Consider the following 24,751-nt stretch of genomic DNA (forward strand, 5'->3'; position numbering starts at 1 on the left):
TGTAACCCAATTTTGATGTTCTGAACAAGAGGCTAACCTCATTGACGCAAGCCAGCCTCCAATGGTTCTTTAGGCTCTTTCTTCAATCGGAACGAATTTTTGTTTGTCAGGGCCTGTGTAATCTGCCCGCGGGCGGATCAGACGGTTGTTGTCATACTGCTCAAGAATATGAGCGAGCCAGCCGGACATTCTGCTTACAGCAAAAATCGGTGTAAACAAATCATGGTCAATACCGAGGCTGTGATATACAGAAGCCGAATAGAAATCAACGTTAGGCGGAAGCTTTTTCTCTGATGTGACGATGTCTTCTATACGAATTGACATCTCATACCATTTGCTTTCGCCTGTCAGGTTGGTCAGGCGCTTGCTCATTTCTTTCAGATGCTTCGCGCGCGGATCACCATGCTTATACACACGGTGGCCGAATCCCATGATTTTTTCTTTCTTTTCAAGTTTAGCGCGGATGTACGGCTCAGCATTTTCCACTTCACCGATTTCTGTCAGCATTTTCATAACGCCTTCATTCGCTCCGCCGTGAAGAGGCCCTTTCAGCGCGCCGATTGCTGCAGTAATGCCTGAATAGATGTCAGAAAGTGTTGCGACGCAGACCCTCGCTGTGAACGTTGACGCGTTCAGCTCATGGTCAGCATGTAAAATCAATGCTTTGTTGAAGGCTTCAACTTCAATTGGTGAAGGCTCTTCACCGTTTAATGTGTAAAGAAAATTCTCCGCAATACCGTAATCTTCTCTCGGTTCAACAGGCTCAAGACCCTTGCGAATTCTGGAAAACGCTGCAACCAGGCCAGGCACCTTTGCCTGAAGGCGGATCGCCTTTCTGTAGTTGGCTTCCGGGTTCATGGTATCAGCCTCGCTGTCTAGCAGGCCTAGTAATGAAATTGCTGTCCGAAGAGCAGCCATGGGATGAACATTTTCGAGGGAATAAGATTTGAAGTGCTCAATAATTTCTTGCGGAACGGCAGCTTCCTTTGCAAGCTGCTGCTTTAACTCTTCAAGCTCTTTTTTGTTTGGCAGCCTTAGATGCCAAAGCAAGTAGATGATTTCTTCAAAACTTGCATTCTCTGTCAAATCATCGATATCATACCCCACATATGTAAGGGTATCATCAATTATAGAACTAACAGATGATGTTGTTGCTACAACCCCTTCAAGACCGCGTGTCGCTGTCATATATAACATCTCCTTTTCAATAAATTTCCCCTTTAAGAGTGTTGTAAAAACATGAGGCTTACTTAAAAAGCACGATGCAAGTATTTCTCTCCCCCAAAAAGAAAATGCTTACATTTTACTGGCTGCTGGTACTAAAACCCTTTGCTTATGAAAGAACATAACAAATTCTTATAAGCTTATTTAAGTTTAAGCCTATTCTCATTATAAACAATAATCAGACATTTGTTAAATGTTTACCTATAATTTTTTTTTTTCATTCTGTGATTTCCCCGAAAAAACGCCTTTATTTGCGGGTTTTTGCATACAAAAAAAAGCGGCTTTAAGGCCGCTTTTTTTTTATGAAGTGAACAGTTTTACGATCTGCATAGCTAAATAAGCAATCCCCGCTCCGATCAGCGGTCCCACCGCAACTCCTCCAAAAAGCGCGACTGCAAGAATGGTCCCGATCACGAGAGCAGTTGTAATATGCGGATCATTTTCAAGCAGGGTCAGGCCGTTTTTTGCAATCAGCGCCACTGCGATCCCCGCTCCAAGGGCGATCCATGCGTAGGAAGACCGCATTGCTTCTCCAAGCTGCTTAAATCCGATTTCTCCCGTGGCAATCGGGACAAGAACGGCGATGGTAATAATGGTCACACCCCAGTTAATGCCTTTTGACTGGATGGTCGGGAATAATTTCTGATCAAGTCCAACGATTTTGATGATCAAAAGGACGGATACAGCAAAGAGCAATGATTGGTTTTTTGCGATAAGTGCGATGGCCAAGAGTAAAATTAAAAATAAATTCGCTTGTGTAAACACATGCCATCCCTCCTTTAAGATGAATGTATTCATATTCAGCAACAGCGTGAATACATATAAAAAATAGGACATGCTGACGAGAGGAGGACCGTTTTCGTGAATCAATCTTATATCACTATTTTTTTCAGAACCCTCTTTGTCATATCAATGACCGCAGGGTCGATAGCTGCGGCCTATTATTCGTTTCCGTTAACTTATCCGTTCCTGATCGCCCTTATTCTTTCATCAGTGATTCATCCTGTTGTCGATTATTTGGACAAAGTGACAGGATTCCCCCGAACGATAAATGTTCTGGGCGTTCTTGCTTTTTTTCTGCTCGCAGCCATCGGTGTGCTCACCATTCTGGTAGCCGAAATCGTAACGGGAACAGCCTATCTAGCAAAAACGCTGCCTCCGCATATCAGCACGTTTATTTCATATTGCGAAAAATTGTTTACAACTCATATTCAGCCGCTCTATAACGAGTTAACTCTTTTGTTTCAAGAATTGGAAACGAACCAGCAGGCTTCCATCGTCACTCATATCCAGACACTCGGTGATTCTGCCGCTAAAAATGCCGGGCTCCTGCTGTCCCACATTCTAGAGATGATCCCGAGATTTTTCGCTCTTCTTCCCAATACGGCGGCGGTTCTGATTTTTTCTCTTCTGGCAACCTTTTTTATGACAAAAGATTGGCATAAGCTGAAAGCCATGCTTGTTTTAATTCTGCCGGATCGTGTGACAGCTAACAGTAAAGCGATCAGCAGCGAATTAAAAAAAGCAATGACTGGTTTTATCAAAGCACAAGCCGTCCTCGTTTTCATCACGATGGTGATTGTATTTATCGGCCTTTCTCTCTTAAAGGTTGAACACGCCGCAACAATTGCTTTTTTAATCGGGCTTGTAGATCTTCTCCCTTACTTAGGTGCCGGCTCCGTATTTGTGCCCTGGATTTTGTATTTATCAATTACGGGCCAGCTGCCCCAAGCGATCGGAATTGGTATCCTGTACCTCGTCGTTCTTATTCAGCGGCAGCTGACAGAGCCCAAGATACTAAGTAAATCTATCGGGATCGATCCGCTGGCAACGCTCATCGCCCTGTTTGCCGGCTTTAAATTATTCGGGTTTTTAGGACTGATTGCGGGACCGGCTGTACTCGTCATCATCCAAGCTTTCATCACAACAGGCGCATTAAAAGAAATATGGTCCTATATCACCGTTCAGCAAAAATAAAACGGCAGCCGTTTTTTCATGGCTGCCGTTTTTTATTTGATGATGATCCGCTTATTCTTCGACATTCCTCTCAGCCATTTGAACAGAATCGGCTTACACCAGCCGCGGGTAAATGGGATAAGAAGACAGCGCCGGCCAAATCTGATAAAAAGCCCGGAAGCATCAGCAATAGACCGCCGATGAAAATGCACAGACCGTCAGCAATCGCTTCCCCCGGCATTTTGCCATATTGAAGATCACGCTGAACCTTATAATACACTTCGGTTCCTTGTTTTTTTGCAGCTGCTGCGCCGATAATGCCCGTCAGAATCATGAATAAAACTGTCGGCAAAATGCCAATCAGCTTGCCTAAAAACAGGAATATGCCGATTTCTATTGCCGGAAACACAATAAAAAGCAAAAACAAAAATCTCATATCCAAGCCCCCCACACGTGTAACACGTTCTGTTCAACAAAAGGCATGATAAAGAGAAAAGGAAGGGATTCCCCTTCCGTTTTCACCTGTAATTAAAGAACGCTCGCACGGCCTTGATAGACTGCGCCTCTGGAAGCGTCAACTGTAATATCCTGGCCATCTGTCAAAATAGATGTCGCATTTTCCAGACCCACGATAACCGGGATGCCAAGGCTTAATCCGACTACCGCAGCATGGCTAGTCAAGCCGCCTTCTTCTGTAATAAGAGCAGACGCTTTTTCAAGGGATGCAATCATATCACGGTCAGTGCTTTTGGTAACAAGTACCGCACCGTCCGTCATTTTTTGCTCAGCTTCTTTTGCATTTTGTGCAACGACAACCGGACCGTAAGCTGATTTGCGTCCAATGCCTTGCCCTTTAGCGATGATATCGCCGACAGTATGAACCTTCATTAAGTTTGTAGTGCCGGACTCACCGACAGTGCCTGCTGTAATAACGATAAGATCGCCGTGTTTTACAATTCCGCTGTTCAATGATTTTTGGACAGCATCCTCAAGCATCTCATCTGTTGAGCTCGCATTTTGGCCGCTTTCTGCGAATACGCCAGATACGAGGGCAAGCTTTCTGGAAATAGAGTCATTTACAGTAACCGCAACAATCGGAGCCTGCGGACGGTATTTTGCAATCATACGTGCTGTATGGCCGCTTTCTGTCGGCGTTACAATCGCAGCAGCATTCAGGTTAATCGCCGTATGCGCGACAGATTGTCCAATTGCGTCTGTAATTGTCATGCCCACTTGATCTCTGCGTTTTGAGAGAATTTCTTTATAATTTAAAGCTTCTTCAGAACGGGACGCGATGTTATGCATTGTTTGAACTGCTTCAACCGGATAGCTTCCGGCAGCAGTTTCACCAGATAGCATGATCGCATCTGTTCCGTCGAAGATCGCGTTTGCAACGTCACTTGCTTCCGCACGAGTCGGACGCGGGTTGCGCTGCATGCTGTCAAGCATTTGTGTCGCTGTAATAACAGGTTTGCCCAGCGCGTTGCATTTTTTGATCAGTTCTTTTTGCACAAGCGGCACTTCTTCAGCTGGAATTTCCACACCTAAGTCTCCGCGTGCAACCATTAAGCCGTCAGACACTTCGAGAATTGCATCGATGTTGTCAACGCCCTCTTGGTTTTCGATTTTAGGGATGATTTGAATATCCTGAGCGTTGTGCTCTTCAAGAAGCTCACGGATTTCGAGCACGTCCGTGGAACGTCGAATGAAAGATGGTGCGATGAAGTCTACTCCTTGCTCAATACCGAAAACGATGTCTCGCGCATCCTTTTCAGTAATACCCGGAAGATTGACACTTACGCCCGGTACGTTAACACCTTTTTTATTTTTGAGTGTTCCGTTGTTTAATACTTTTGTTTTGATTTCGCGTTTAGCGGCATCTACATCAAGTACCTCAAGACCGATAAGGCCGTCATCTAACAGAATCGTTGAACCTTGTTCAACGTCATGGACTAAACCTTCATATGTCACTGAAATTTTATCTGTTGTTCCTACAACCTCGTCCATTGAAATGATAAGCTCTTTGCCTGTTTCAAGCTCAATACCGCCGTTTTCCATTGTATGTGTGCGGATTTCAGGACCTTTTGTATCAAGCAGAATACCAACGTTCTTGCCAAGTTTTTTGCTTGCTTCGCGGATATTTTTAATTCTTGCACCGTGCTCCTCAAAATCTCCGTGAGAAAAGTTTAATCGAGCCACGTTCATTCCTGACTCCATTAATTTCGTAAGCATTTCAATACTTTCACTTGCCGGACCGATGGTACAAACAATTTTAGTTTTTCTCATTTGGTTCACTTCCTTCTGAAATCTTCAGCCTTCAGCTGCACATTAGATAGACAGTTCTTTTGAAAGCTGATACATGTTTTGCTCAACTGTGTGTTTTGTCTCCAGTATTTCTATAATATCATGGTCTACAAGCTTATTGTTTTGTATACCTACACAGCGTCCGCCTTTTCCTTCAAGCAGCAGTTCAACTGCATATGCGCCGAGACGGCTTGCTAACACACGGTCAGCAGCACTCGGAGAACCTCCGCGCTGGATATGGCCCAATACAGATACCCTAGTTTCAAGATTTGTTTCTTCTTCAATGCGTTTCCCGAATTCAACACCGCTGCCTACACCTTCGGCAACAATAATAATACTGTGCTTCTTGCCGCGTTCGTGGCCGCGTTTTAAGCGGGCAATGATTTCGTGCATGTCATAGTCTGCCTCAGGGATTAAGATCGATTCCGCGCCCCCTGCAAGACCGGCCCACAATGCGATATCGCCGGCATGACGGCCCATTACTTCGATTACATATGTACGTTCATGAGAAGTCGCTGTATCGCGAATCTTATCAATTGCGTCAATTACTGTATTTAAAGCTGTATCGAAACCGATTGTAAAATCAGTGCCCGGAATGTCATTATCAATTGTACCCGGTACACCTACACATGGAAACCCGTGTTCCGTTAATTTTTTCGCACCCATATATGAACCGTCTCCGCCGATAACAACAAGGCCTTCAATACCAAGCTTCTTCAAGTTTTCTATCCCTTTTTCACGGCCTTCAACTGTTTTGAATTCAGGACATCTTGCCGTATAAAGCTTAGTTCCTCCACGATGTATAATATCGCCTACTGATCCGAGTTCAAGCTTTTCAATCTTTCCGCTGATCAATCCCGCGTATCCGTTGTAAATACCGTAAACTTCAACGTCATGATAGATCGCTTTTCTGACTACTGCGCGAACTGCTGCGTTCATTCCCGGGGAATCCCCGCCGCTCGTTAATACCCCTATACGTTTCATTCTCCATTCACCTCAGCAACATATATGATTAAACATAACATGATCATTGCCCTAAAAACAATGAAAAGGGATCTCCATCCTCCCTATGAAACCTTACCTATTATACAATTAAATAAATTGTTTTTAAATAAAATTTAAGGAATGTCACAAAAAATAAACGTGAGCCAAAGGCTTCACGTTTATTTAGTTTACCCCGATATATTGATCTTCAACCGAGACTTTGCCAATTGCTTTATATTTTTCATAGCGCTGCTGAACTAATTCTTCTTCGCTCAGCTTCAGCAAAGTTTTTAACGATTGTTTAAGGGTTTCGTCCATATAGCTTGCCTGCAGCTTCACATCATGGTGCGCTCCGCCTTTTACTTCTTTAATCATATGATCTATAATACCTAATTCTTTTAAATCCGGCGCAGTGATTTTCATTGTTTCTGCTGCTTTTTTAGCAAGACTGGAGTCCTTCCATAAAAGTGCCGCGGCACCTTCCGGAGAAATAACAGAATAAGTAGAGTTTTCAAGCATATGCAAGTGATTGCCTACTCCCAGACCAAGGGCTCCGCCGCTTCCGCCTTCACCGATGACGATGCAGATAACAGGCACTCGAAGGCCGGCCATCTCAAACAGGTTTTTGGCAATAGCTTCACTTTGTCCTCTTTCTTCAGCTGCTCGTCCAGGGTATGCCCCCTTCGTATCAATAAAACAGATAATCGGTCTGTTAAATTTGTCAGCCTGTTTCATCAGACGAAGCGCTTTTCTGTAGCCTTCAGGATGCGGCATCCCAAAATTGCGGACTAGGTTTTCCTTCGTGTCTTTGCCGCGCTGATGCCCGATTACCGTTACAGGGAGGCCGTGGAACTTCGCAATCCCGCCAACAATGGCTTCATCGTCCCCGTACGCTCTGTCTCCGTGACATTCAAAAAAGTCGGTAAACAGGTGTTCGATATAATCAAGAGTTGTCGGACGGTCCGCCAGACGCGCAATTTGAACCCGGTCCCATGGCTTCAGATTTTTGTAAATATCATCCTGAAGCTTAGCGAGACGGTCTTCGAGCCGTTCGATTTCCGCACTTAGATCCATATCGGAATCTTGGGTGAATTTTTTTAGTTCGGCGATTTTGGATTGCAGTTCAATCACCGGTTTTTCAAATTCTAATCTTGGAGCCACTCAATGTCACCTCCTGTTTGATGCATATCCAGCAGATTTTCTAACGTTTTTTTCATATCGTCGCGATGAATAACCGCATCAAGCTGTCCATGTTTTAATAAAAATTCAGCCGTTTGGAAGTCCTCAGGCAGTTTTTCTCCTATTGTCTGTTCAATAATCCGTCTTCCGGCAAAACCGATCAGCGCGCCAGGCTCAGCGAAATTGTAATCGCCAAGGGATGCAAAGCTTGCTGATACGCCTCCGGTAGTCGGATGCGTCATTACTGAAATAATAAGACCCTGCTCTTCACTGAACAGTTTTAACGCAGAGCTTGTCTTAGCCATCTGCATCAAACTTAATACGCCTTCCTGCATTCTAGCGCCGCCTGAAGCCGTAAAAATAATAAACGGAACTTTATCAGCTTTTGCTTTTTCAATCGCAAGCGTGATTTTTTCACCGACGACTGAACCCATGCTGCCCATTCTGAATGAAGAGTCCATGACGGCGACAACAGCCGGGTGTCCGCCGATGGTGCCCTTGCCTGTCACAACAGCCTCGTTTAAGGATGTTTTCTCGCGATCTTTTTCAAGCTTTTCCAGATATCCCGGGAAACCAAGTGGATTTTCCGAGAGCATTCCCTGATTGAATTCCTCAAAGGATTGTTCATCCATCAAGCTTTCGATACGCTGTTTTGCGTTCATTGGGAAATGATAATCGCAGTTCATGCATACCCGCATATTTTTATCCAACTCTTTAGTGAGCATGATTTTTTTACACTTAGGACATTTTGTCATAATGCCTTCCGGAACATCGTGCTTCGCTTGATCAGATGGTACGGAAGCATACTTTTTCTTTTTCGTGAATATATCCTTTAACAAATGATTACCTCCCTTTTGTGAAGGGTTCTCTTCACCGCATGTCATCAAACAGATAGACTTGCTAATAACTTTACCGAAACTATTGTACTTTTTTTGTCAAACGCTGTCATCCTCAATTCGACAACTTTTTATTCGATGACGTGCTCGGAAAGGCTTGTATGAAATCAGATAAGGTGTTGAAACGACAAGGTTGACAGCGCATTCAAAAATAATGTTAAACCCGGCTGAAATTTTTTTAAGGCTAACCCCCTAAAAAAATTTCAGCCGTCAGTTTAACTTGAGAACAGCGCGCCGGTCTCCGCCAACGCGCTGCCATTTTTGGAATGAATTAATTATTCACCAATAATCGTAAGTTTTCTTGTTTTTTCTGCGACTTCCTCAGGGTCAACAGTGATTCTTGCAACACCTGTTTCCATCGCAGCTTTTGCCACAGCCTTCGCAACAGCAGGCGCAACACGTTTATCAAACGGTGCAGGGATGACATAGTCTGCGCTAAGCTCATCTTCTGAAACCAGTGAAGCAATGGCTTCAACCGCTGCGATTTTCATTTCCTCGTTAATATGAGTGGCACGCACATCAAGCGCTCCGCGGAAAATACCAGGGAATGCAAGAACATTGTTTACTTGGTTCGGGAAATCAGAACGGCCAGTTCCGATAACGCTTGCTCCGGCTTCACGCGCATCTTCCGGCATGATTTCCGGATTTGGATTTGCCATTGCAAAGATAATTGGATCTTTTGCCATGCTTTGAACCATTTCTTTTGTTAACGCGCCTGCTACAGAGACACCGATAAATACGTCAGCATCAACGATGACATCTTTCAGAGAACCGTCTTTGCGATCTTGGTTCGTGAACTTCGCCACTTCATTTTTGACATCGTTCATGCCGTTCGGCGCCCCTTCATAAATGGCCCCTTTGGAATCGCACATCACAATGTCGCGAACGCCATAATGATGAAGAAGCTTGATAATCGCAATGCCAGCCGCACCCGCGCCGTTTGCGACAACTTTAATGGATGACATGGATTTTCCAGACAGTTTCAGCGCGTTCACAAGACCTGCTACGGTTACAATGGCAGTACCGTGCTGATCATCATGGAAAACCGGGATGTTTGTTTCTTTTTTGAGGCGCTCTTCAATGATAAAGCAGTTTGGCGCTGCAATATCTTCAAGGTTGACGCCGCCAAATGTCGGTTCCAGCAATTTTACAGTTTCAACGATTTTATCAACATCGTTTGTGTTTAAAGCAATCGGGAACGCATCTACGCCCGCAAAGCTTTTGAAAAGAACTGCTTTCCCTTCCATAACAGGAAGCGCCGCTTCAGGGCCGATGTTTCCAAGGCCAAGCACAGCTGTACCGTCAGTTACAACTGCTACCATGTTCCCCTTCATTGTATAATCATATACTTTGTTAATGTCTTCATGAATATCCTTACACGGTTCTGCAACACCCGGAGAATAAGCGAGGCTTAGATCTTTCGCATTTCTGACCTCTACTTTTGATTTAGACTCCAGTTTCCCCTGGTTGACTTTATGCAGGTGTAATGCTTCTTCTCTTAATGACATTCTCCTAAACACTCCTTATGGATATTTTTTGATTCGTATACTGCTGCGTTGATTGCTGCATTCTGCGGAGTAAATCTATCTGAATATTTAAACAGGATCACATAATTGCTCCAATTGTATAACAAAAAGCGAATCGTTACCACTGTTTTAAAACGACGTTTTTTTGACCCAACAGCTCTTTTAAGCGATATAACACCTGGTGATCTGCATTGATATGGAACGACTCAGGTAGCTTAATCGTCTGTTTTTGCCTTTCATAATAGAGATAAACGCCTGTTTCCCCTTTATGCTCCAGCAAAATGCGCTTAATCTTTGCCAGGATCTCCTGGCTGTGCTGACTGCTTTCTATTTTTATATAAACCGATGGCGCTTTTTCTGCATCCATATTTTCTAATAATTCTGCCCGGGACATGATGAATTGAATCTTATCTTGTCTTACTTCGCATTTCCCCGCTGTGAACAAAAGAGCGCCTTCTCTTAAAACGGGTGAAAGCTGTCTGAATTGTTCAGGGAAGACTACGGCTTCCATCTCGCCGGTTTCATCACTGAGCGTTAAAAACGCCATGTTTTGACCTGTTTTCGTCCGAATCGTTTTGATCTTCGACAGCAGAACGCCTAGTGAAAGCTGCCTTTTGACTGCCCGCTGAGCCTGCAGAATGGAGACTGCTCCATGCGCAGTGAGCTGTTTTCGGAAGGCGGAGAGCGGATGATTTGAAAAATAAATGCCAAGCGTTTCCTTTTCAAATGCAAGTAAATCCACTAGCGGAAGCTCTTCCGTTTCCACATACTTCGGCTTAATTGAAAACGATTCATCTAAAAACAATCCCATTTGGTCATCGTCCGCGGCGAATAGCTCAGCATGTTCCAAAGCAACATCAATGGATGCGAGCAGCGTGGCCCGGTTTTGGCCGAATTCGTCCATCGCACCAGAAAAGATAAGTGCTTCAAGCATTTTGCGATTTACGCTTTTTGACGGCACCCGAAAGCAGAAATCGAAAAGATCTTCAAATGGTTTCTCTTTTCTTGCTTTATATATATCTTTGACTGCTGAGACGCCTACACTTTTTATCGCGCGGAGGCTGTATCTGACAGATCCGTTTTCAACTGTAAACGGAAAACTGCTTTTATTCACTGACGGAGGAAGGATACGAATCCCGCTCCCCTTTGCTTCGTAAAGATATTGAGAGATTTTATCCTCATTGCCAATGACGCTTGTCAGCAATCCGCACATAAAATATAACGGATAATGAGCTTTCAAATACGCAAGCTGGCACCCGATCATGCTGTATGCCACCGCATGGCTTCGGTTAAAGCCATAGTTTGCGAATTTGACGATTAAATCGTAGACCTCATTTGCAGTGTCTACAGAATACTCCTTTTTTAAGCACCCTTCAACAAAATGGCTTCGCTCTCTGTCCAGGATTTCTTTTTTCTTTTTGCTGACCGCCCTTCTCAATAGGTCTGCTTCGCCTAAAGAAAACCCCGCCATACGGGAAGCAATCATCATAATTTGTTCCTGATACACAATGACGCCATATGTATCTTCCAAAATGCTCCTTAAATCTTCATGAGGATAGTGAACTGGCGCCCGGCCGTGTTTACGGTCGATAAATAACGGAATATTTTCCATCGGACCCGGCCGGTACAGTGCATTGACCGCCACAATATCTTCTAGGCCTGAAGGTTTCAGCCGTTTCAAGACGCTTCTCATCCCTGCAGATTCAAGCTGGAAAATGCCTGTCGTATCCCCTTTTGACAGCAAGGAGAACGTTTTGTCATCGCTGTAGGAAATACTTGAAAGATCTATTTTAATATTTTCTTCTTTTTCAATCATTGAAGTGATGGATTCAATAAGTGTCAGGTTCCTCAAACCTAAGAAATCCATTTTTAAAAGGCCCAAGTCTTCAAGATGGTCCATCGCGTATTGCGTTAAATAGATCCCTTCATGCCCTTCTTGCAGCGGAACAACATCTGTTAACGGTTCTTCACTCAGGACAACGCCCGCTGCGTGGGTTGATGCATGCCTTGGCAGCCCTTCTATTTTCCGGGCAATTGAATAGACTTGCTGAAGCAGGCTTGACTCCCGAAGCCGCTTATCCAGCTGCGGTGACTGCTGTCTCGCTTCATCCAGCGTCATGCCCGGTCTTGAAGGAATGAGTTTTGCAAGCTGATCTGCCTCCTTCGGGCTGACGCCGAATACTCTGCCGACGTCCCGGAGCGCCGCCTTTGCCGCAAGTGTTCCAAAGGTGATAATCTGTGCGACGTGCATTGCACCGTATTTCTGCTGAACATATTGAATGACTTCATCCCTTCTAGTATCGGGAAAGTCGATATCAATATCCGGCATGCTGACGCGTTCGGGATTTAAAAATCTTTCAAACAGAAGGTGATGCTTAATCGGGTCAACATCTGTGATATACAGGACATATGCCACAAGAGAACCTGCCGCAGAACCCCTTCCCGGTCCTGTAACAATCCCTTTTTCATGGGCGTGCTTCATAAAATCCCACACGATCAGAAAGTAATCGCTGAACTTCATCCGCTTGATGACATCAAGCTCATATTGAAGACGGCGAAGGTATCGTTCATCAGGCTTGCCGAAACGGCTGCGGAGTCCCTCCATACAGATATCCGTTAAATAATCATCAGCGGACGTTCCGTCTGGGGTCGGGAAAGACGGTAGACGGGTCTGCCCGAGACTGACGTCAACCCGGCATTGTTCCGCGATCTCTACAGAAGCTTGCAGTGCCTCGGGATGCTCTCGATAAATGTTTTGCATTTCTTCGAGTGGTTTCAAATCGAGATCAGGCAAATCTTCAGGGGGTGCATCCGTCAGTTTTTCCCCCGCTTTAATCGCTTTCAAACAACGGTAGGCAGCCTTATCTTCCTTCCTTATGTAATGCACATCGCCTGTGGCCGTAACAGGGATACCCGTTTCTTCTGACAGCTTTAGAATCTGCTCAGACAAGACTTGATTCCCTTTAAAAGGCTGATAGGAGAAATAAAAAGCTCCCTTTCCGAATATAGACTGAAATTCCAGCGAGGCTTGAGCAGCCTGTTCGAACAGCCCTCCTTCAAGAAGCGTTTCAATATATCCTTTTTCGCCGGGCGTTATTGCGATAATCCCTTCTCGATAACTGTGAAGCCATTTCGGCTTCAGTCCGCCTTTTGATTTAGATTGCAGAACGCTGCTGATTTTCAGCAGGTTTTGATAGCCTGTATTTGATTTTGCCAGCAGGACGAGCGGGTATGCTTCAAGCTCGCTGTCATCTGTAAAAACAGAAGCCGTCAAACCAATTATTGGGTTGATCCCTCTCGCCTTGCAAGCTTTATAAAATTGAATAGCTCCGTACATGACATGATCATCTGTCAGCGCCAAAGACGCATATCCGAGCCTGTCAGCTTCACTGACGAGCTCTTCCACAGCCGCGGCGCTGTTTAGCAGGCTATACCCACTATGCACTTGCAGGTGAACAAAAGACATGCTATCACCTCTTTCTCATTACGATCCATTTCTTCCTTCATTATAAGGCCGGTTTCCAAAAGAAACAAATGTTCTTTTTTGACTCATCATCATACTTGTCCTGAAAGCTCAATATGATATAAAAGGTGAGGTGATAAAGATGGATCAGGAAGCAGGATTTATGGTGAATTTTATCAATAGCTACTTCATTGCGTTAGGGGTGCTGATCGGGGGCGCACTCATTGGAGGGCTCGGAGCATACTTGGCAGGCGAACCCCCGCTTACAGCCATTACAAAGCTTGCCAACCGGTTAAAAATATGGGCGCTTGTCGCAGCTATCGGAGGCACCTTTGATGCGGTATACAGCTTTGAACGCGGCATACTCGAAGGCAATACGAGAGATATCTTTAAACAGCTTCTTTTAATTATTTCGGCCATGGGAGGCGCGCAAAGCGGCTGGCTTATTATATCATGGCTGACCCAGGAGCATCTTTCTTCATGAGGGTCCCCCAGCATTACAAAAAACCGGGATGGCAGCGTTTTTTCGCGGGAATGATGTGCGGGGCCGTAATCAGCTGGTTCTTTTTCCTGTTTACTTACGGAACATTCCAAGAGGAGCAGGTCAGCCTCATCGAAAAGCAAAAAGAGCATGTAAAAGACTTGAACAATCAAATTTCGATCTATCAGGAAGACCTCCATAAACTGAATGAAGATAATAAAAGAAAACTGCTGATTCAAAGCGTCAGCGTCAAATTGCTGAATGGGGATAAATATAAAATATCACAGCCGGATAAAACGAAATTCGAGGAGCATGTAAAGGATGATATTTCAGAGGTGATTACAAAAGACATAGAGAGCGTCTATCAAACAAAGGATCTCTTGAAGCGGACAATTGAAAATAAAGTCTATATGATCAATGAGAAAAAATACGAGGCAACCGTCAGAGAATTGATTATTTATACGAGGCTGACAGTGGAACTTGAAATATCTTTCGCCACATAATTATGGATTTTTTTTAAATTCTCCAAACTTCTGTCGCTTTTTCCCATTCTTTTTTATAAACTATATGTGAGGCTTAATGGCGAAAGGAAGGAGGAAGGGAAATGGAGGTTTACAGTGACCGTCAGTTAGCAAAAGATCAAGCAGCCCGTCTCAGACAAGGTTTTTCTGCATATGCCGAAACAAACTCACTCGCTTCCCTCATCAAAAAAGAACTTCAATCACACAATCTCCAAGTCTACGAGGACCTTACTGATTTCGGCTGCTGGTTCATCCCCGTCACAGATGAACACTAAGAGAGAGGGTCTCCCCTCTACTCGTGTTCTTTACATAATGTTTCCAGATCAGCTAAAATCCGATCAGCTTCATCCCAGCTGTAAATAGAGGCGCCTGAAGCTAACGGATGCCCTCCGCCGTTATATTTCCGGGCAAGTCCGTTAATGACAGGCCCCTTCGAACGGAATCTGACTCTGATTTGATCGTCTTCTTCTACGAAAAACACCCAGGCGCGAATACCTGAGATATTGCCAAGCGTCCCGACAAGCTGCGACGCTTCAGAAGCCGTTGTGCCGAATTTTTCAAGCGTATCCTTTTTGATGAAAACAGAAGCCGCCCCGTTTTCGGACAAAGACACATTTTGAAAGATAAAGCCGTTAAGCTTCACCACATTCAGTTTTGTTTCATACAATTGATTAAATAACTCTGAGGAAGAGAATGGATACTGAATGAGCTCGCCTGCATATTTTAATGTTTTTTCCGTGGTATTCGGAAATAAAAAGCGTCCGGTATCTCCAACAATGCCGGCGTAGATCAGCTCTGCCGCTTTCGTATTCAGCTTCCAGCCGTGCTCTTTTCCTTCTAAATACAGCTCGTAAATCATTTCACTTACTGAGCTGGCGCTTGTATCGACCCAGAGAAGGTCACCGTATGGATCTTCGTTCGGATGGTGGTCGATTTTCATTAGTTTGGCGCCTGAAGGATAACGCTGATCGTCGATTCTTTCCTGATTTGCCGTATCGCAGACAATGACAAGTGCGCCTTCATATGTTTCATTGTCCACCTCATCGAGGGAATATAAGAAAGAGAGGGACGGTTCAGGCGTGCCGACCGCAAAAATATTTTTTTCAGGATATGTTTCACGCAGGATTTCCGTAAGCCCGCACTGTGATCCGTAGGCATCCGGATCAGGACGCACATGTCTATGTAAGATAATTGTGTCATATAATGATATGGTTCTGATCAATTCTGTTTTCATTTGATACTCCTTTATTGTTTTTATTCATTAAATCACATTCTCTGCCGACGGAAAAGAAAAATAACGTCAAAACCAAGCCCGTTTTTGTATAAAATGGGTTTGTAAACTTTTACGATGGAGGATTTCATTTATGCTGGTTCTTGTTTTTTTGATTGGGCTTTCAGCCTGCTTTTATGTGTACTATAAAGTAAAAGGCGTACGGGCAAAGCCATCTTTGGCAAAAGAAATATGTTCAGCAAAATCAAGCATGGCCTTAGGGTCACTAGTCCTGTTCTACGGGCTTAACCAAATGATATTATTCCATTCAGTATTAACGTTAGTAATCGGCGGTATCTTTATCGTCATAGGAGCAGGAAGCGCTTGGGCAGGTTATAAAGCCTTTAGGCATTACAATCCCCTTCACGCCAAAGAAGCTGAAAGAGATCACGCGTAAGGGGCGCCTGAACGTCCCTTAGCTTCTTTCCATCAGCTGAACCATCAGCATCGCTTTAGACACGATATGACCTTGGCTGTGCACTTCCACTTCCATTTTCCCAAACTTTCTGCCGGCCTCCAAGATGCGAGGTTTGACTTCGATGACTGATTCCATCTGCACAGGCTTCAAAAAGAAAATGGTGATGCTCTCTATGACGAGTTCGCCGCGTTTTTTCGAGCGCAAAAATCGGTTTGCCGCTTGCGTCAAAATAGTCGTAAATACGCCATAAGAAATGGTTCCAAGCTGATTTGTCATTTGCGGCGTAACTTCATACTCGTAAACCGTTTGATCTTCTTTATCATCACCCTCATCTTTAAACCCCCTTGAAACGATATCATCAAGCTTCTCCCCGACCTGCGGCTGCTTTTGAATCATTTGAAGAGCTTTCAATACGTCTTGGCGGCTGATCATGCCGATGAGTTTTTGGTGGCCGTCAGTGACGGGAAGCACTTCGATCCCTTCCCATACCATCATTTGCGCAGCTGAAGCGACAGATGTTTTCCCAATAACCGTGACGGGATTTTTGGTCATGACTTTTTCTATAGATGCATTTCGGTCATGGCCAGCAATATCTTTTGATGTCAGAATGCCATGGATTTTCATTTGATCGTCGACAACCGGGAAGCGGCCGTGCCCCGTTTCAAAATTTTTCTCATACCACTTTTCAAGTTTATCCTTAGGCGAAAGATATACCGTGCGGTCAGCAGGTGTTAGGATGTCCTCCACCAAAACAATTTCTTTTTTGATCAGCTGGTCATAAATTGCCCGGTTAATCATCGCGGCAACTGTAAAGGTGTCATAGCTCGTGGATAAAATCGGCAGTTCAAGCTCATCTGCCAGCTGCACAATGCTGTCATCCGTGTTAAAGCCCCCGGTCACCAATACGGCCGCACCCGCTTCAAGCGCCTGCCTGTGTGCATTGATTCTGTTTCCGACAATCAAAAGATTCCCCGCTGCGGTGTAACGCATCATCGCGTCAAGCTCCATCGCGCCGATGACGAATTTATTCAAGGTCTTATGGAGCCCTGCCCTGCCTCCGAGCACTTGTCCGTCTATAACATTTACAACCTCTGCATAGGTAAGCTTTTCAATGTTCTCTTTTTTCTTTTGTTCAATTCTGATTGTGCCCACACGTTCAATCGTGCTGACAAACCCTTTATTCTCTGCTTCCTTGATCGCTCTGTACGCGGTTCCTTCGCTTACTTTCATTTCCTTTGCAATTCTTCGGACAGAAATTTTTTCACCGACAGGCAGTGAATCGATATACGTTAAAATTTGTTCATGCTTCGTTGCCAAGCCTTTCACCTCTAAGGACAGTCTTCTTGTTTTTATTATAAGGTTTCAAAGGATTTATACGCAATGAGGCTGGAAAATAAAAAAGAAGCCCGACCGGCTTCTTACAGCGTTGATTTCGTTCCAGTCAAGCGCAAGGACCTCGTGATTCCTTTTACATCGTAAAGCGGAAAAACCTTTATTTTTCTTTTAAATGGACATCAACCGCTGTCTTAACAATATTTCGATTCCCTATTTTAGATAAAACAAATAAAACTGCGGATAGCCATATCGCCCCTATGGCCGTATAGATCAATGGATAAACAGCTGTGTTTGCGATCCATTCATTTATTAATGTTCTGGCATTTACCAGAATAATAAATCCTCCTACAAGCACACCCATCAATTGCGGATGAAACTTCTGCACCAGCCATGCTGCGATAGGGGCAGCAATAATTCCGCCGGCCATTAGTGAAAACACCCATAGCCAATTGACGTCCTCCCATCCTAATGAAATAAGAAAACCGGCAGTTGCAGATACGGCGATGGCAAATTCACTTGTGTCTACAGTCCCGACAACTTTCCTCGGGCTCAAGCCTTTGCGGGATAATAAAATCGGAGTGGTCACCGGTCCCCAGCCGCCTCCGCCTGTGGCATCTGCAAAACCAGCGATCACTCCCAATGGGATGGATTGTTTTCGGTTTAACGGCACATGCTTCTTCTCAAGAGCCGGTTTATATTGAAATAAAAACCTGATCAATACATATCCGCCCAGAAGGAGCAAAAACAAAGAAATATAGGGTTTCGCTACATCTCCAGGTAAATGGCTGAGGAATGCCGCGCCTAAAAAAGCGCCTATAGAGCCGGGAATGACAAGCTGATAAACGGTTTGTTTGTCAACATTGCCAAATTTAATATGCGACACTCCCGATGCGGCAGTCGTTACGACTTCCGCTAAATGGACAGAAGCCGAAGCCACAGCAGGTGTGATGCCAAACGCCAATAACAAAGAAGTTGAGGTAACCCCATAAGCCATACCTAACGAACCGTCTATTAACTGCGACAATAAACCAATAAATGCAAAAACGATTAATTTCTTCATCAGAACACCCCATCTATATCAATCAGATATTTTTGATTCTTCATTCGAATCTAACAATCTCTTGGCGCTTTCATATAAAAAATAAGAGGCTTTGATAATGGCAGTTTCATCAATTGTAAATGCAGGGTGGTGCCAATCATGATCACCGTCTGTTCCAAAAAACGCAAAGGATCCCGGAATATGCTCAAGATAATAAGCAAAATCTTCCCCCGCGGTTGATGGGGCGGGATCAATGACTTGAAGTTTCGCTTTATGCGCAGCGTCTCGCACCAGCCCCGTAATTTCCTCATCATTACAAAGCGGCGGCGGTCCGGAATGCCACTTCACATTTGCCTTTAACGAGAAAGCGGCAGAAATCTGCTCTGTGACTGCCAAAAAACGCTGTTTCACTTGATCACGAACCTCTGAATCAAATGTACGAACAGTGCCCTCAATGACAACTGTATCCGGAATGACATTCCAAGTGCTGCCACCGTTGATTTTCCCTATGGTTAAAATCGCGCTTTGCAGCGGGTTTACATTTCTGCTTACAATCGTTTGCAGGGCGACAATAAGCTGAGAGGCGCCGACAATTGGATCAAAACCATTATGCGGCAATGCTGCATGAGCGCCTTTCCCTTCTATCTCTACTTTAAATCGGTCAACAGCAGCCATAAGCGGGCCTGTTTTTAACCCTACAGTCCCAACCGCGATATCCGGTTTATTGTGAAGTCCAATAACCGCACCAATGCCATCCAGTTGGCCGTCCTCTATCACTTTTGCAGCGCCGGCACCCGCTTCCTCTGCCGGCTGAAATAATAAACGAATCTTCCCTTTCAGACTGTCTTGATTTTCCTTCAATAAAAAGGCCGCACCAAGAAGCGCTGCCGTATGAAAATCATGACCGCACGCATGCATGATTCCTTTATGTTTAGACGCATAAGGCAATCCTGTTTTTTCTTCAATTGGCAAGGCGTCAATATCAGCCCTCAAAGCAATCGCCGGACCTTCTGACTCCCCTGCTATGTCTGCGAACACACCCGTTTTTAGAGCAGTAGGGCGAATCTGTATCCCTTTTTCTTTAAGGCATTTTTTTATAAAAGCAGTTGTTTCAAATTCTTCTTTTGACAGTTCAGGATATTGGTGCAGGTGCCGGCGAATGCCGATAAGCTGCTTTTCTAGCGTTGAGAGATTTACGGGATTATACTCCTCTTTCAACTTCAGGATGTCATTTCCTGTAGTCTGATATGGATAGGAGCCTTCTATATTTCTCCAATAATCCAAAGACATATGTTCCGCTCCTTTCCCTATCCCAATATATTTTCTTCAGACTCTTCAACATAAGATGAAATAAATCGGTTCAATTTATCAGCAAGACCGCCCGCCCCAAATCTTATATACTTGCTGGAAACTTTCGGATTATCTTCTTTCAAAAAGCTTAAAAAAGATAAAATATAAATGCGCCTGTAAGCTACTTGTGTAATTCCGTACTCAAAAAACCAGTTATCAATAACATTGTATACGCCTCGGTTGATGCCATATAGGTTGTTACACTTCTTGTAAAAGCAGAGATCCGGAAGATTTAACTCCTGATGGGAAAGCAGGCTTTCTTTTTTGTTCGGTGCCATAATCCCAATCAGCTCAAAGCGTTTTGCAACGCACGAAATATCCTTTTTAATTTGCTTTGTTAACGACTCCAAAGAATCAAACCTTCTTTCTTCTCTAATTTTAAAGAGAATGCTGCATTCGATTTTTTCTCCATAGATGTCTCTATGAAAGTCAAACAAAAAAATCTCCAATGTCCTTTTAAGGTTAGAGCCCACCGTCGGTTTCACACCGATATTCATAACCCCTAAATGAAATTGATGATTGACTGTCGCCAGAACTCCATAAACTCCATTACGCAGCCCATGCATTTTTGCATCTACATTTGCCGTGGGGAATCCAAGCGTTCTGCCTAATTGTTTTCCTTTCACAACCGTACCGGCAATGATCGTCAAAAAAGTCAGCCTCCCCTCTCAGCTTCCGCATTCGATCAGACGAAACCTATTGATGTGATGAATGTAAAACGGATTGATGCTGCGGAATGCCAAGACCGAGATTTTCCCGCAAGGTCCCGCCGCGATAATCTTGACGATAAAGCCCTCTTTCTTGAAGAATCGGAATCACCTTTTCTACAAAAGCATCAAGTGTACCCGGTATATCCGACCCAATGATAAACCCATCCGCCGCCTCAGCGTTGAACCAAGTTTCAATTAAGGATGCGACACGCTCTGGTGTGCCGATAAATAGAGGCCGTGGAAAAGCCATTTCCTGTGCTACCTCCCGCAACGTCAGATTTCTGGCTTTTGCTTCTCTCTTAATCCGGTCTGTTGTGCTTTGAAACGCATTCTTTCCCACATCGCCAATATCGGGAAATGGCTCATCCAACGGGTAAACACTCAGATCATAATCATCAAAAAAACGGGCCAAATAAGTAACAGCATTTTCAATCGGTATCAATTCTGCAAATTCACGATACTTCTTTTCCGCCTCTTCTTCCGTATCTGCCACAATCGGGCTGATCCCTGGAAAAATCCGCACACTTGAAGGATCACGCCCTTCATCAACAGCTCGGCTTTTCACATCCGCATAAAACGCTTTTGTCTCTTCTAATGAATTGGAATGGGTAAAAATCGCATCCGCATTTTTAGCAGCAAACTGCCGGCCTGTTTCTGATGAACCCGCTTGAAACACTACAGGCTCTCCCTGCTTAGAGCGCCCGATATTCAAGGGCCCCTCTACTTGAAAATACTTTCCTTTATGTTTCAGGCGATGAAGCTTCGCCGGATCGAAAAACTGCCCTGTTTTCTTATTGTGTATAAATGCGTCATGCTCCCAGGAATTCCACAGCCCGCGCACAACATCCAAATGCTCCTGTGCGATCGCGTAACGTTCAGTATGTTCTGGCAAATTAGACTTACTATGGTTGCGCGCCGCTCCTTCCTGCGGAGAAGTAACAAGATTCCAGCCTGCCCTGCCCCCGCTGATATGGTCCAGCGACATCAATTGTCTGGAGATAGTAAATGGCTCAGTAAAAGATGTAGAGAACGTCCCTACTAAACCAATATTTTTGGTAACTGATGCCAGCGCAGATAAAATGGTGATCGGTTCAAAACGGTTTAAAAAATGAGGAATCGATTTTTCAGAAATAAATAAGCCGTCTGCAATGAAAATAAAACTAAACAAGCCTTTTTCGGCTGTTTGCGCCTTTTTCATGTAAAATTCAATATTCGTGCTGGCCGAGGGATCAATATCGGGATGACGCCAGCCGTCAGTTGTTCCCCCGACACCGTGAATCATGGCTCCAAACTGAATAAAATCTGAACGTGTCATCTTTTTGCCTCCTTTATCTTTGGATATAATTCGCAAGTGCAAGATCAAGGTGTTCAATGCCGATTTCAGTTATCCCTTGATAGTGATTGCCGCGCCCGATTTCAACCACAGGCACATGGCGTACCCCATATTTCACCTGTAAAATATCTCTAAGCTTTTCTTTTTCTGAAACATCGATATTTTGGAACGGGAACCCTTTTTCATTCAAATAATTCTTGACTTCTTCACAATACGAACAGCCTTTTTTACTCCAAACCACAATGTTCAAAACATCACTCATTCTTCTGTCCCTCCTTAACGTTTTGCAGCTAAAACTGCATCGCTCAGCAGCTGATAAGACAGCTGTTTTTCTTCAGCATTTTTGATCGGTGTAAAAATAACAAAATCATTGATTTTGTATGTGCCTGATAAACGTGTTAATTCTTCTGCCACTTCTTCCTTTGTTCCGGCAATAATCCCGGTTTTTTGCACGATGATGTCATAGGGCTCTGTGACGTTTTCCAGATAGGCCTCAGCCTGTTCGCGGGAACCGGCGTTGACCTTACGCCCGTCTTTCAAAACCACTTTTATCGATTCACGCGACACAATATGTTTTTCCGCTTCTTCTTTTGTATGTGCCGCAAAAACAGCGGGGGCAAGATGAAATTCAGCCTCAGATCCTGGCGGGAGATGCGCGTCAAATGCTCGGCGGGCTTCCTTCAGCACTTCCTCTTCACCGTTAATAAAGTAAGCAAAGACAAAAGAGATTCCCAGTTTTGCAGCCGAAATGGCACTCTCTGCGCTTCCTCCCAATAGAAAAATACCCGGCTTCCGATCAACCTGCGGCCTAGGACGCAATGCAGCATAGCGGTGGGTATCAGGAAAATCATCCCGAACGAAATGAGTAAGCTCCTCCAGTTTTTCATCAAACTGACGCACCGGTTTTTTATATTCAGCCTGCAGCGCGTCTGTGGACAGCTGAAACCCGCCGGGCGCTTTGCCCACTCCAAGATCTATACGGCCGGGAGCTAACGCTGATAGAAGATGGAATTGCTCCGCTACTTTATAGGAGCTGTAATGCTGCAGCATCACTCCGCCTGATGCTAAACGAATTTTTCTTGTGCTTGCAGCAAGATAGCCTAAAAGAACCTCGGGTGCAGACCCTGCAATCTCATCATTATTGTGATGTTCGGCCACCCAAAATCGGTAATATCCACACTCTTCAGCCATTTGCGCCAATTTCACTGTATGCTGTAATGTATCAGCTGCTGTCTCCCCTTCACCAATCAAGCTTTGGTCTAAAATACTTAAGCGGATCATATCACCGGCTCCTTTATGTGTTCTTTTGGTTCAAATAAATATTCCGGCGAAACACGGCGGAGAAACTGCCTCGTTCTGTCTTTTTTGGTATGGCGGAAGACTTCCTCCGGGGTTCCTTGCTCAACAATGACTCCTTCATCCATAAAAACAACTTGATCAGAGACCCTTCTTGCAAACTCCATTTCATGTGTAACAACAATCATGGTGGCTCCGGTTTTCACGATTTCCAGCATTACCTCAAGCACTTCACCGACCAGCTCCGGGTCAAGCGCTGCCGTCGGCTCATCGAACAGCAGCACATCAGGATGAATGGCAAGCGCCCTTGCTATCCCGACCCTCTGCTTTTGTCCTCCCGATAACTGACTCGGATAAGCGTTCAATTTATCTTGAAGCCCGACCTTTCTCAGTTCATTTTCCGCTACGGTATACGCGTCTTGTTTTCTCATTTTCCGGGCAATCGTCAAGCCCTCCATGACATTTTCAATTACCGTTTTGTGAGCAAACAGGTGGTATTGCTGAAATACCATTGCCGTCTGTTTTCTGAGCCAGTGAACCTCTTTTTTGGACGGAAAGCTGCAATTAATCACTTTGTCATGTATAGAAATGATCCCTTCGTCTGGACGTTCTAATAAATTCAGGCACCGTAAAAAGGTGGTTTTCCCTGATCCGCTCGGCCCGATAATCGTCACAACTTCTCCCTTGCGTACCGTGAGATTTATCCCTTTTAATACATGGTGGATGCCAAACTGTTTATGGATATTCTTAATCTCAATCATAAAGTGCCTCCTTGAAATCTGGCTGCCTTTCTCTCTAATACTCCATTTACGGATTCTAGGATAAGAGTCAGCACCCAATAGATAATCGCTGCTCCGATAAACGCTTCTAAAAATGCATAATTATCAGAAGCAACGATAGTCGCCGTCCCTGTAATCTCTGGGACAGCCACTATAGCCGCGATAGAGGTGGTATGCAAAAAGCCGATACCCAAATTTGTGAAGTTTGGGATGGAAACCATCAGCGCCTGCGGCAATATTACACGCCGAAAGGTTTGGCTGTGTGTCAAGCCGATTGAATAAGCCGCTTCGACCTGTCCGGTATCCATCGCCAGAATGCCCGACCGGATGATTTCTGTCAGATAAGCTCCGGCAGTTAAAGACAAGGCTATGATGACAAACATGGAGACCGGTATCTCATTGGCGGACCAGCCGAGATGAAAAAAACTGCTGACTTGATCTGCAACAGGCGGTATCCCTAAATAAATCAACATAATGTGAAGAATTGCAGGTGTACTTCGAAAGAAAGACACATAAAACCTTGAGCAAGCCACCAAGCCCTTAATTCTAAAAATTCTAACAATTATATTTCCAAGAGCCACGAGAAATCCAAACACAATCGGCAAAACAGCCATCATCAATGTCAGAGGAATGGTCTTTACCATTTCTTTCATGGCGGAAACGATAAACGGAAAGTCAAATTGCAAT

Annotated in this window: 22 protein-coding genes and 2 pseudogenes; 5 read left to right on the forward strand and 19 right to left on the reverse strand. The window is 44.5% G+C overall.

Annotation, left to right across the window (positions count from 1 at the left end; translation table 11 throughout):
- Positions 1–69: 69 nt before the first annotated feature.
- Together citZ and AC0OMA_RS14605 are read right to left on the reverse strand one after the other, a co-directional pair.
- Positions 70–1,188, reverse strand: coding sequence for a citrate synthase (gene citZ / locus AC0OMA_RS14600; RefSeq protein ID WP_004398810.1), 1,119 nt, complete (start codon positions 1,186–1,188; stop codon positions 70–72).
- Positions 1,189–1,524: 336 nt separating this feature from the next.
- The gene (locus AC0OMA_RS14605; RefSeq protein ID WP_004398695.1) at positions 1,525–1,989 is read right to left on the reverse strand and encodes a DUF441 domain-containing protein; all 465 of its coding nucleotides are present in this window, start codon (positions 1,987–1,989) and stop codon (positions 1,525–1,527) included.
- A 96-nt stretch (positions 1,990–2,085) separates the two neighbouring features.
- On the opposite strand from AC0OMA_RS14605, the gene ytvI reads away from it, so the two are divergent.
- Entirely contained in the window at positions 2,086–3,201 is a 1,116-nt protein-coding gene (gene ytvI, locus AC0OMA_RS14610) for a sporulation integral membrane protein YtvI (protein WP_181220024.1), read from the forward strand.
- A gap of 32 nt (positions 3,202–3,233) precedes the next feature.
- Here the strand turns inward: ytvI and AC0OMA_RS14615 are convergent.
- From AC0OMA_RS14615 to dnaE, 7 genes and pseudogenes are all read right to left on the reverse strand, one after another.
- Positions 3,234–3,616, reverse strand: a pseudogene (locus tag AC0OMA_RS14615) (FxsA family protein).
- 92 nt (positions 3,617–3,708) lie between these two features.
- Entirely contained in the window at positions 3,709–5,466 is a 1,758-nt protein-coding gene (gene pyk / locus AC0OMA_RS14620; RefSeq protein ID WP_004398560.1) for a pyruvate kinase, read from the reverse strand.
- A 42-nt stretch (positions 5,467–5,508) separates the two neighbouring features.
- Positions 5,509–6,468, reverse strand: coding sequence for a 6-phosphofructokinase (gene pfkA / locus AC0OMA_RS14625; protein WP_003237788.1), 960 nt, complete (start codon positions 6,466–6,468; stop codon positions 5,509–5,511).
- Positions 6,469–6,651: 183 nt separating this feature from the next.
- The gene (gene accA / locus AC0OMA_RS14630; protein WP_015384352.1) at positions 6,652–7,629 is read right to left on the reverse strand and encodes an acetyl-CoA carboxylase carboxyl transferase subunit alpha; all 978 of its coding nucleotides are present in this window, start codon (positions 7,627–7,629) and stop codon (positions 6,652–6,654) included.
- A complete protein-coding gene (accD, locus tag AC0OMA_RS14635; protein WP_003223544.1) occupies positions 7,614–8,486 on the reverse strand; it encodes an acetyl-CoA carboxylase, carboxyltransferase subunit beta in 873 nt (290 codons plus the stop codon). The genes accA and accD overlap by 16 nt, the downstream gene beginning before the upstream one ends.
- Before the next feature lie 332 nt (positions 8,487–8,818).
- On the reverse strand, positions 8,819–10,051 hold the full coding sequence (ystJ, locus tag AC0OMA_RS14640) for an NADP-dependent malic enzyme (protein WP_474222208.1): 1,233 nt from the start codon (positions 10,049–10,051) through the stop codon (positions 8,819–8,821).
- 136 nt (positions 10,052–10,187) lie between these two features.
- On the reverse strand, positions 10,188–13,535 hold the full coding sequence (gene dnaE / locus AC0OMA_RS14645; protein WP_322839751.1) for a DNA polymerase III subunit alpha: 3,348 nt from the start codon (positions 13,533–13,535) through the stop codon (positions 10,188–10,190).
- A 139-nt stretch (positions 13,536–13,674) separates the two neighbouring features.
- Between dnaE and ytrH the strand changes: the two genes are divergently transcribed.
- From ytrH to AC0OMA_RS14660, 3 genes are all read left to right on the forward strand, one after another.
- Entirely contained in the window at positions 13,675–14,016 is a 342-nt protein-coding gene (gene ytrH, locus AC0OMA_RS14650) for a sporulation membrane protein YtrH (protein ID WP_003229410.1), read from the forward strand.
- Positions 14,013–14,516: a sporulation membrane protein YtrI gene (gene ytrI, locus AC0OMA_RS14655; protein WP_003229408.1), complete on the forward strand. Its 504-nt coding sequence runs from the start codon at positions 14,013–14,015 to the stop codon at positions 14,514–14,516. Before ytrH ends, ytrI begins: the two co-directional genes overlap by 4 nt.
- Positions 14,517–14,617: 101 nt before the next feature.
- Complete coding sequence (locus AC0OMA_RS14660) at positions 14,618–14,809, forward strand: YtzJ family protein (protein WP_003229407.1); 192 nt, start codon at positions 14,618–14,620, stop codon at positions 14,807–14,809.
- A gap of 17 nt (positions 14,810–14,826) precedes the next feature.
- On the opposite strand, the gene nrnA is transcribed toward AC0OMA_RS14660, so the two are convergent.
- On the reverse strand, positions 14,827–15,768 hold the full coding sequence (nrnA, locus tag AC0OMA_RS14665) for a bifunctional oligoribonuclease/PAP phosphatase NrnA (protein WP_004398971.1): 942 nt from the start codon (positions 15,766–15,768) through the stop codon (positions 14,827–14,829).
- Positions 15,769–15,898: 130 nt separating this feature from the next.
- Between nrnA and AC0OMA_RS14670 the strand changes: the two genes are divergently transcribed.
- Complete coding sequence (locus AC0OMA_RS14670; RefSeq protein WP_003229401.1) at positions 15,899–16,201, forward strand: YtpI family protein; 303 nt, start codon at positions 15,899–15,901, stop codon at positions 16,199–16,201.
- 18 nt (positions 16,202–16,219) lie between these two features.
- Here the strand turns inward: AC0OMA_RS14670 and AC0OMA_RS14675 are convergent, their stop codons facing one another.
- From AC0OMA_RS14675 to tcyM, 9 genes and pseudogenes are all read right to left on the reverse strand, one after another.
- The gene (locus tag AC0OMA_RS14675; RefSeq protein ID WP_004398641.1) at positions 16,220–17,539 is read right to left on the reverse strand and encodes a CBS domain-containing protein; all 1,320 of its coding nucleotides are present in this window, start codon (positions 17,537–17,539) and stop codon (positions 16,220–16,222) included.
- A 175-nt stretch (positions 17,540–17,714) separates the two neighbouring features.
- The gene (locus tag AC0OMA_RS14680; RefSeq protein ID WP_015384356.1) at positions 17,715–18,617 is read right to left on the reverse strand and encodes a sulfite exporter TauE/SafE family protein; all 903 of its coding nucleotides are present in this window, start codon (positions 18,615–18,617) and stop codon (positions 17,715–17,717) included.
- A gap of 18 nt (positions 18,618–18,635) precedes the next feature.
- A complete protein-coding gene (gene sndA, locus AC0OMA_RS14685; protein ID WP_181220026.1) occupies positions 18,636–19,886 on the reverse strand; it encodes an S-alkyl-N-acetyl-metabolite deacetylase SndA in 1,251 nt (416 codons plus the stop codon).
- Positions 19,887–19,903: 17 nt separating this feature from the next.
- Positions 19,904–20,596 (reverse strand): RNA-binding riboflavin kinase RibR, encoded by a 693-nt coding sequence (ribR, locus tag AC0OMA_RS14690; protein ID WP_047183016.1) that lies wholly within the window; start codon positions 20,594–20,596, stop codon positions 19,904–19,906.
- A 46-nt stretch (positions 20,597–20,642) separates the two neighbouring features.
- Positions 20,643–21,971: an LLM class flavin-dependent oxidoreductase gene (locus AC0OMA_RS14695; protein WP_181220027.1), complete on the reverse strand. Its 1,329-nt coding sequence runs from the start codon at positions 21,969–21,971 to the stop codon at positions 20,643–20,645.
- A pseudogene (locus tag AC0OMA_RS14700) lies at positions 21,968–22,251 on the reverse strand (glutaredoxin family protein). The gene AC0OMA_RS14695 and the pseudogene AC0OMA_RS14700 overlap by 4 nt, the downstream one beginning before the upstream one ends.
- Before the next feature lie 14 nt (positions 22,252–22,265).
- Positions 22,266–23,270 carry an LLM class flavin-dependent oxidoreductase gene (locus AC0OMA_RS14705; RefSeq protein WP_181220028.1) on the reverse strand — a complete coding sequence of 335 codons (1,005 nt, stop codon included), beginning with the start codon at positions 23,268–23,270 and terminating at the stop codon, positions 22,266–22,268.
- Positions 23,267–24,046, reverse strand: a complete 780-nt coding sequence (tcyN, locus tag AC0OMA_RS14710; RefSeq protein ID WP_181220029.1) for a sulfur-containing amino-acid ABC transporter ATP-binding protein TcyN — start codon at positions 24,044–24,046, stop codon at positions 23,267–23,269. The genes AC0OMA_RS14705 and tcyN overlap by 4 nt, the downstream gene beginning before the upstream one ends.
- On the reverse strand, positions 24,043–24,750 hold the full coding sequence (tcyM, locus tag AC0OMA_RS14715) for a sulfur-containing amino acid ABC transporter permease TcyM (RefSeq protein ID WP_015384363.1): 708 nt from the start codon (positions 24,748–24,750) through the stop codon (positions 24,043–24,045). Before tcyM ends, tcyN begins: the two co-directional genes overlap by 4 nt.
- Position 24,751 lies beyond the last annotated feature (1 nt).

The organism is Bacillus sp. AMCV2 (assembly GCF_056033925.1).

Coding starts and splice junctions, on each gene's coding strand:
- citZ (WP_004398810.1), bottom strand. CDS start 1,188: ATGACAGCGACACGCGGTCTTGAAGGGGTTGTAGCAACAACATCATCT.
- pyk (WP_004398560.1), bottom strand. CDS start 5,466: ATGAGAAAAACTAAAATTGTTTGTACCATCGGTCCGGCAAGTGAAAGT.
- pfkA (WP_003237788.1), bottom strand. CDS start 6,468: ATGAAACGTATAGGGGTATTAACGAGCGGCGGGGATTCCCCGGGAATG.
- ystJ (WP_474222208.1), bottom strand. CDS start 10,051: ATGTCATTAAGAGAAGAAGCATTACACCTGCATAAAGTCAACCAGGGG.
- dnaE (WP_322839751.1), bottom strand. CDS start 13,535: ATGTCTTTTGTTCACCTGCAAGTGCATAGTGGGTATAGCCTGCTAAAC.
- ytrH (WP_003229410.1), top strand. CDS start 13,675: ATGGATCAGGAAGCAGGATTTATGGTGAATTTTATCAATAGCTACTTC.
- ytrI (WP_003229408.1), top strand. CDS start 14,013: ATGAGGGTCCCCCAGCATTACAAAAAACCGGGATGGCAGCGTTTTTTC.
- AC0OMA_RS14660 (WP_003229407.1), top strand. CDS start 14,618: ATGGAGGTTTACAGTGACCGTCAGTTAGCAAAAGATCAAGCAGCCCGT.
- nrnA (WP_004398971.1), bottom strand. CDS start 15,768: ATGAAAACAGAATTGATCAGAACCATATCATTATATGACACAATTATC.
- AC0OMA_RS14670 (WP_003229401.1), top strand. CDS start 15,899: ATGCTGGTTCTTGTTTTTTTGATTGGGCTTTCAGCCTGCTTTTATGTG.
- AC0OMA_RS14680 (WP_015384356.1), bottom strand. CDS start 18,617: ATGAAGAAATTAATCGTTTTTGCATTTATTGGTTTATTGTCGCAGTTA.
- sndA (WP_181220026.1), bottom strand. CDS start 19,886: ATGTCTTTGGATTATTGGAGAAATATAGAAGGCTCCTATCCATATCAG.
- AC0OMA_RS14695 (WP_181220027.1), bottom strand. CDS start 21,971: ATGACACGTTCAGATTTTATTCAGTTTGGAGCCATGATTCACGGTGTC.
- AC0OMA_RS14705 (WP_181220028.1), bottom strand. CDS start 23,270: ATGATCCGCTTAAGTATTTTAGACCAAAGCTTGATTGGTGAAGGGGAG.
- tcyN (WP_181220029.1), bottom strand. CDS start 24,046: ATGATTGAGATTAAGAATATCCATAAACAGTTTGGCATCCACCATGTA.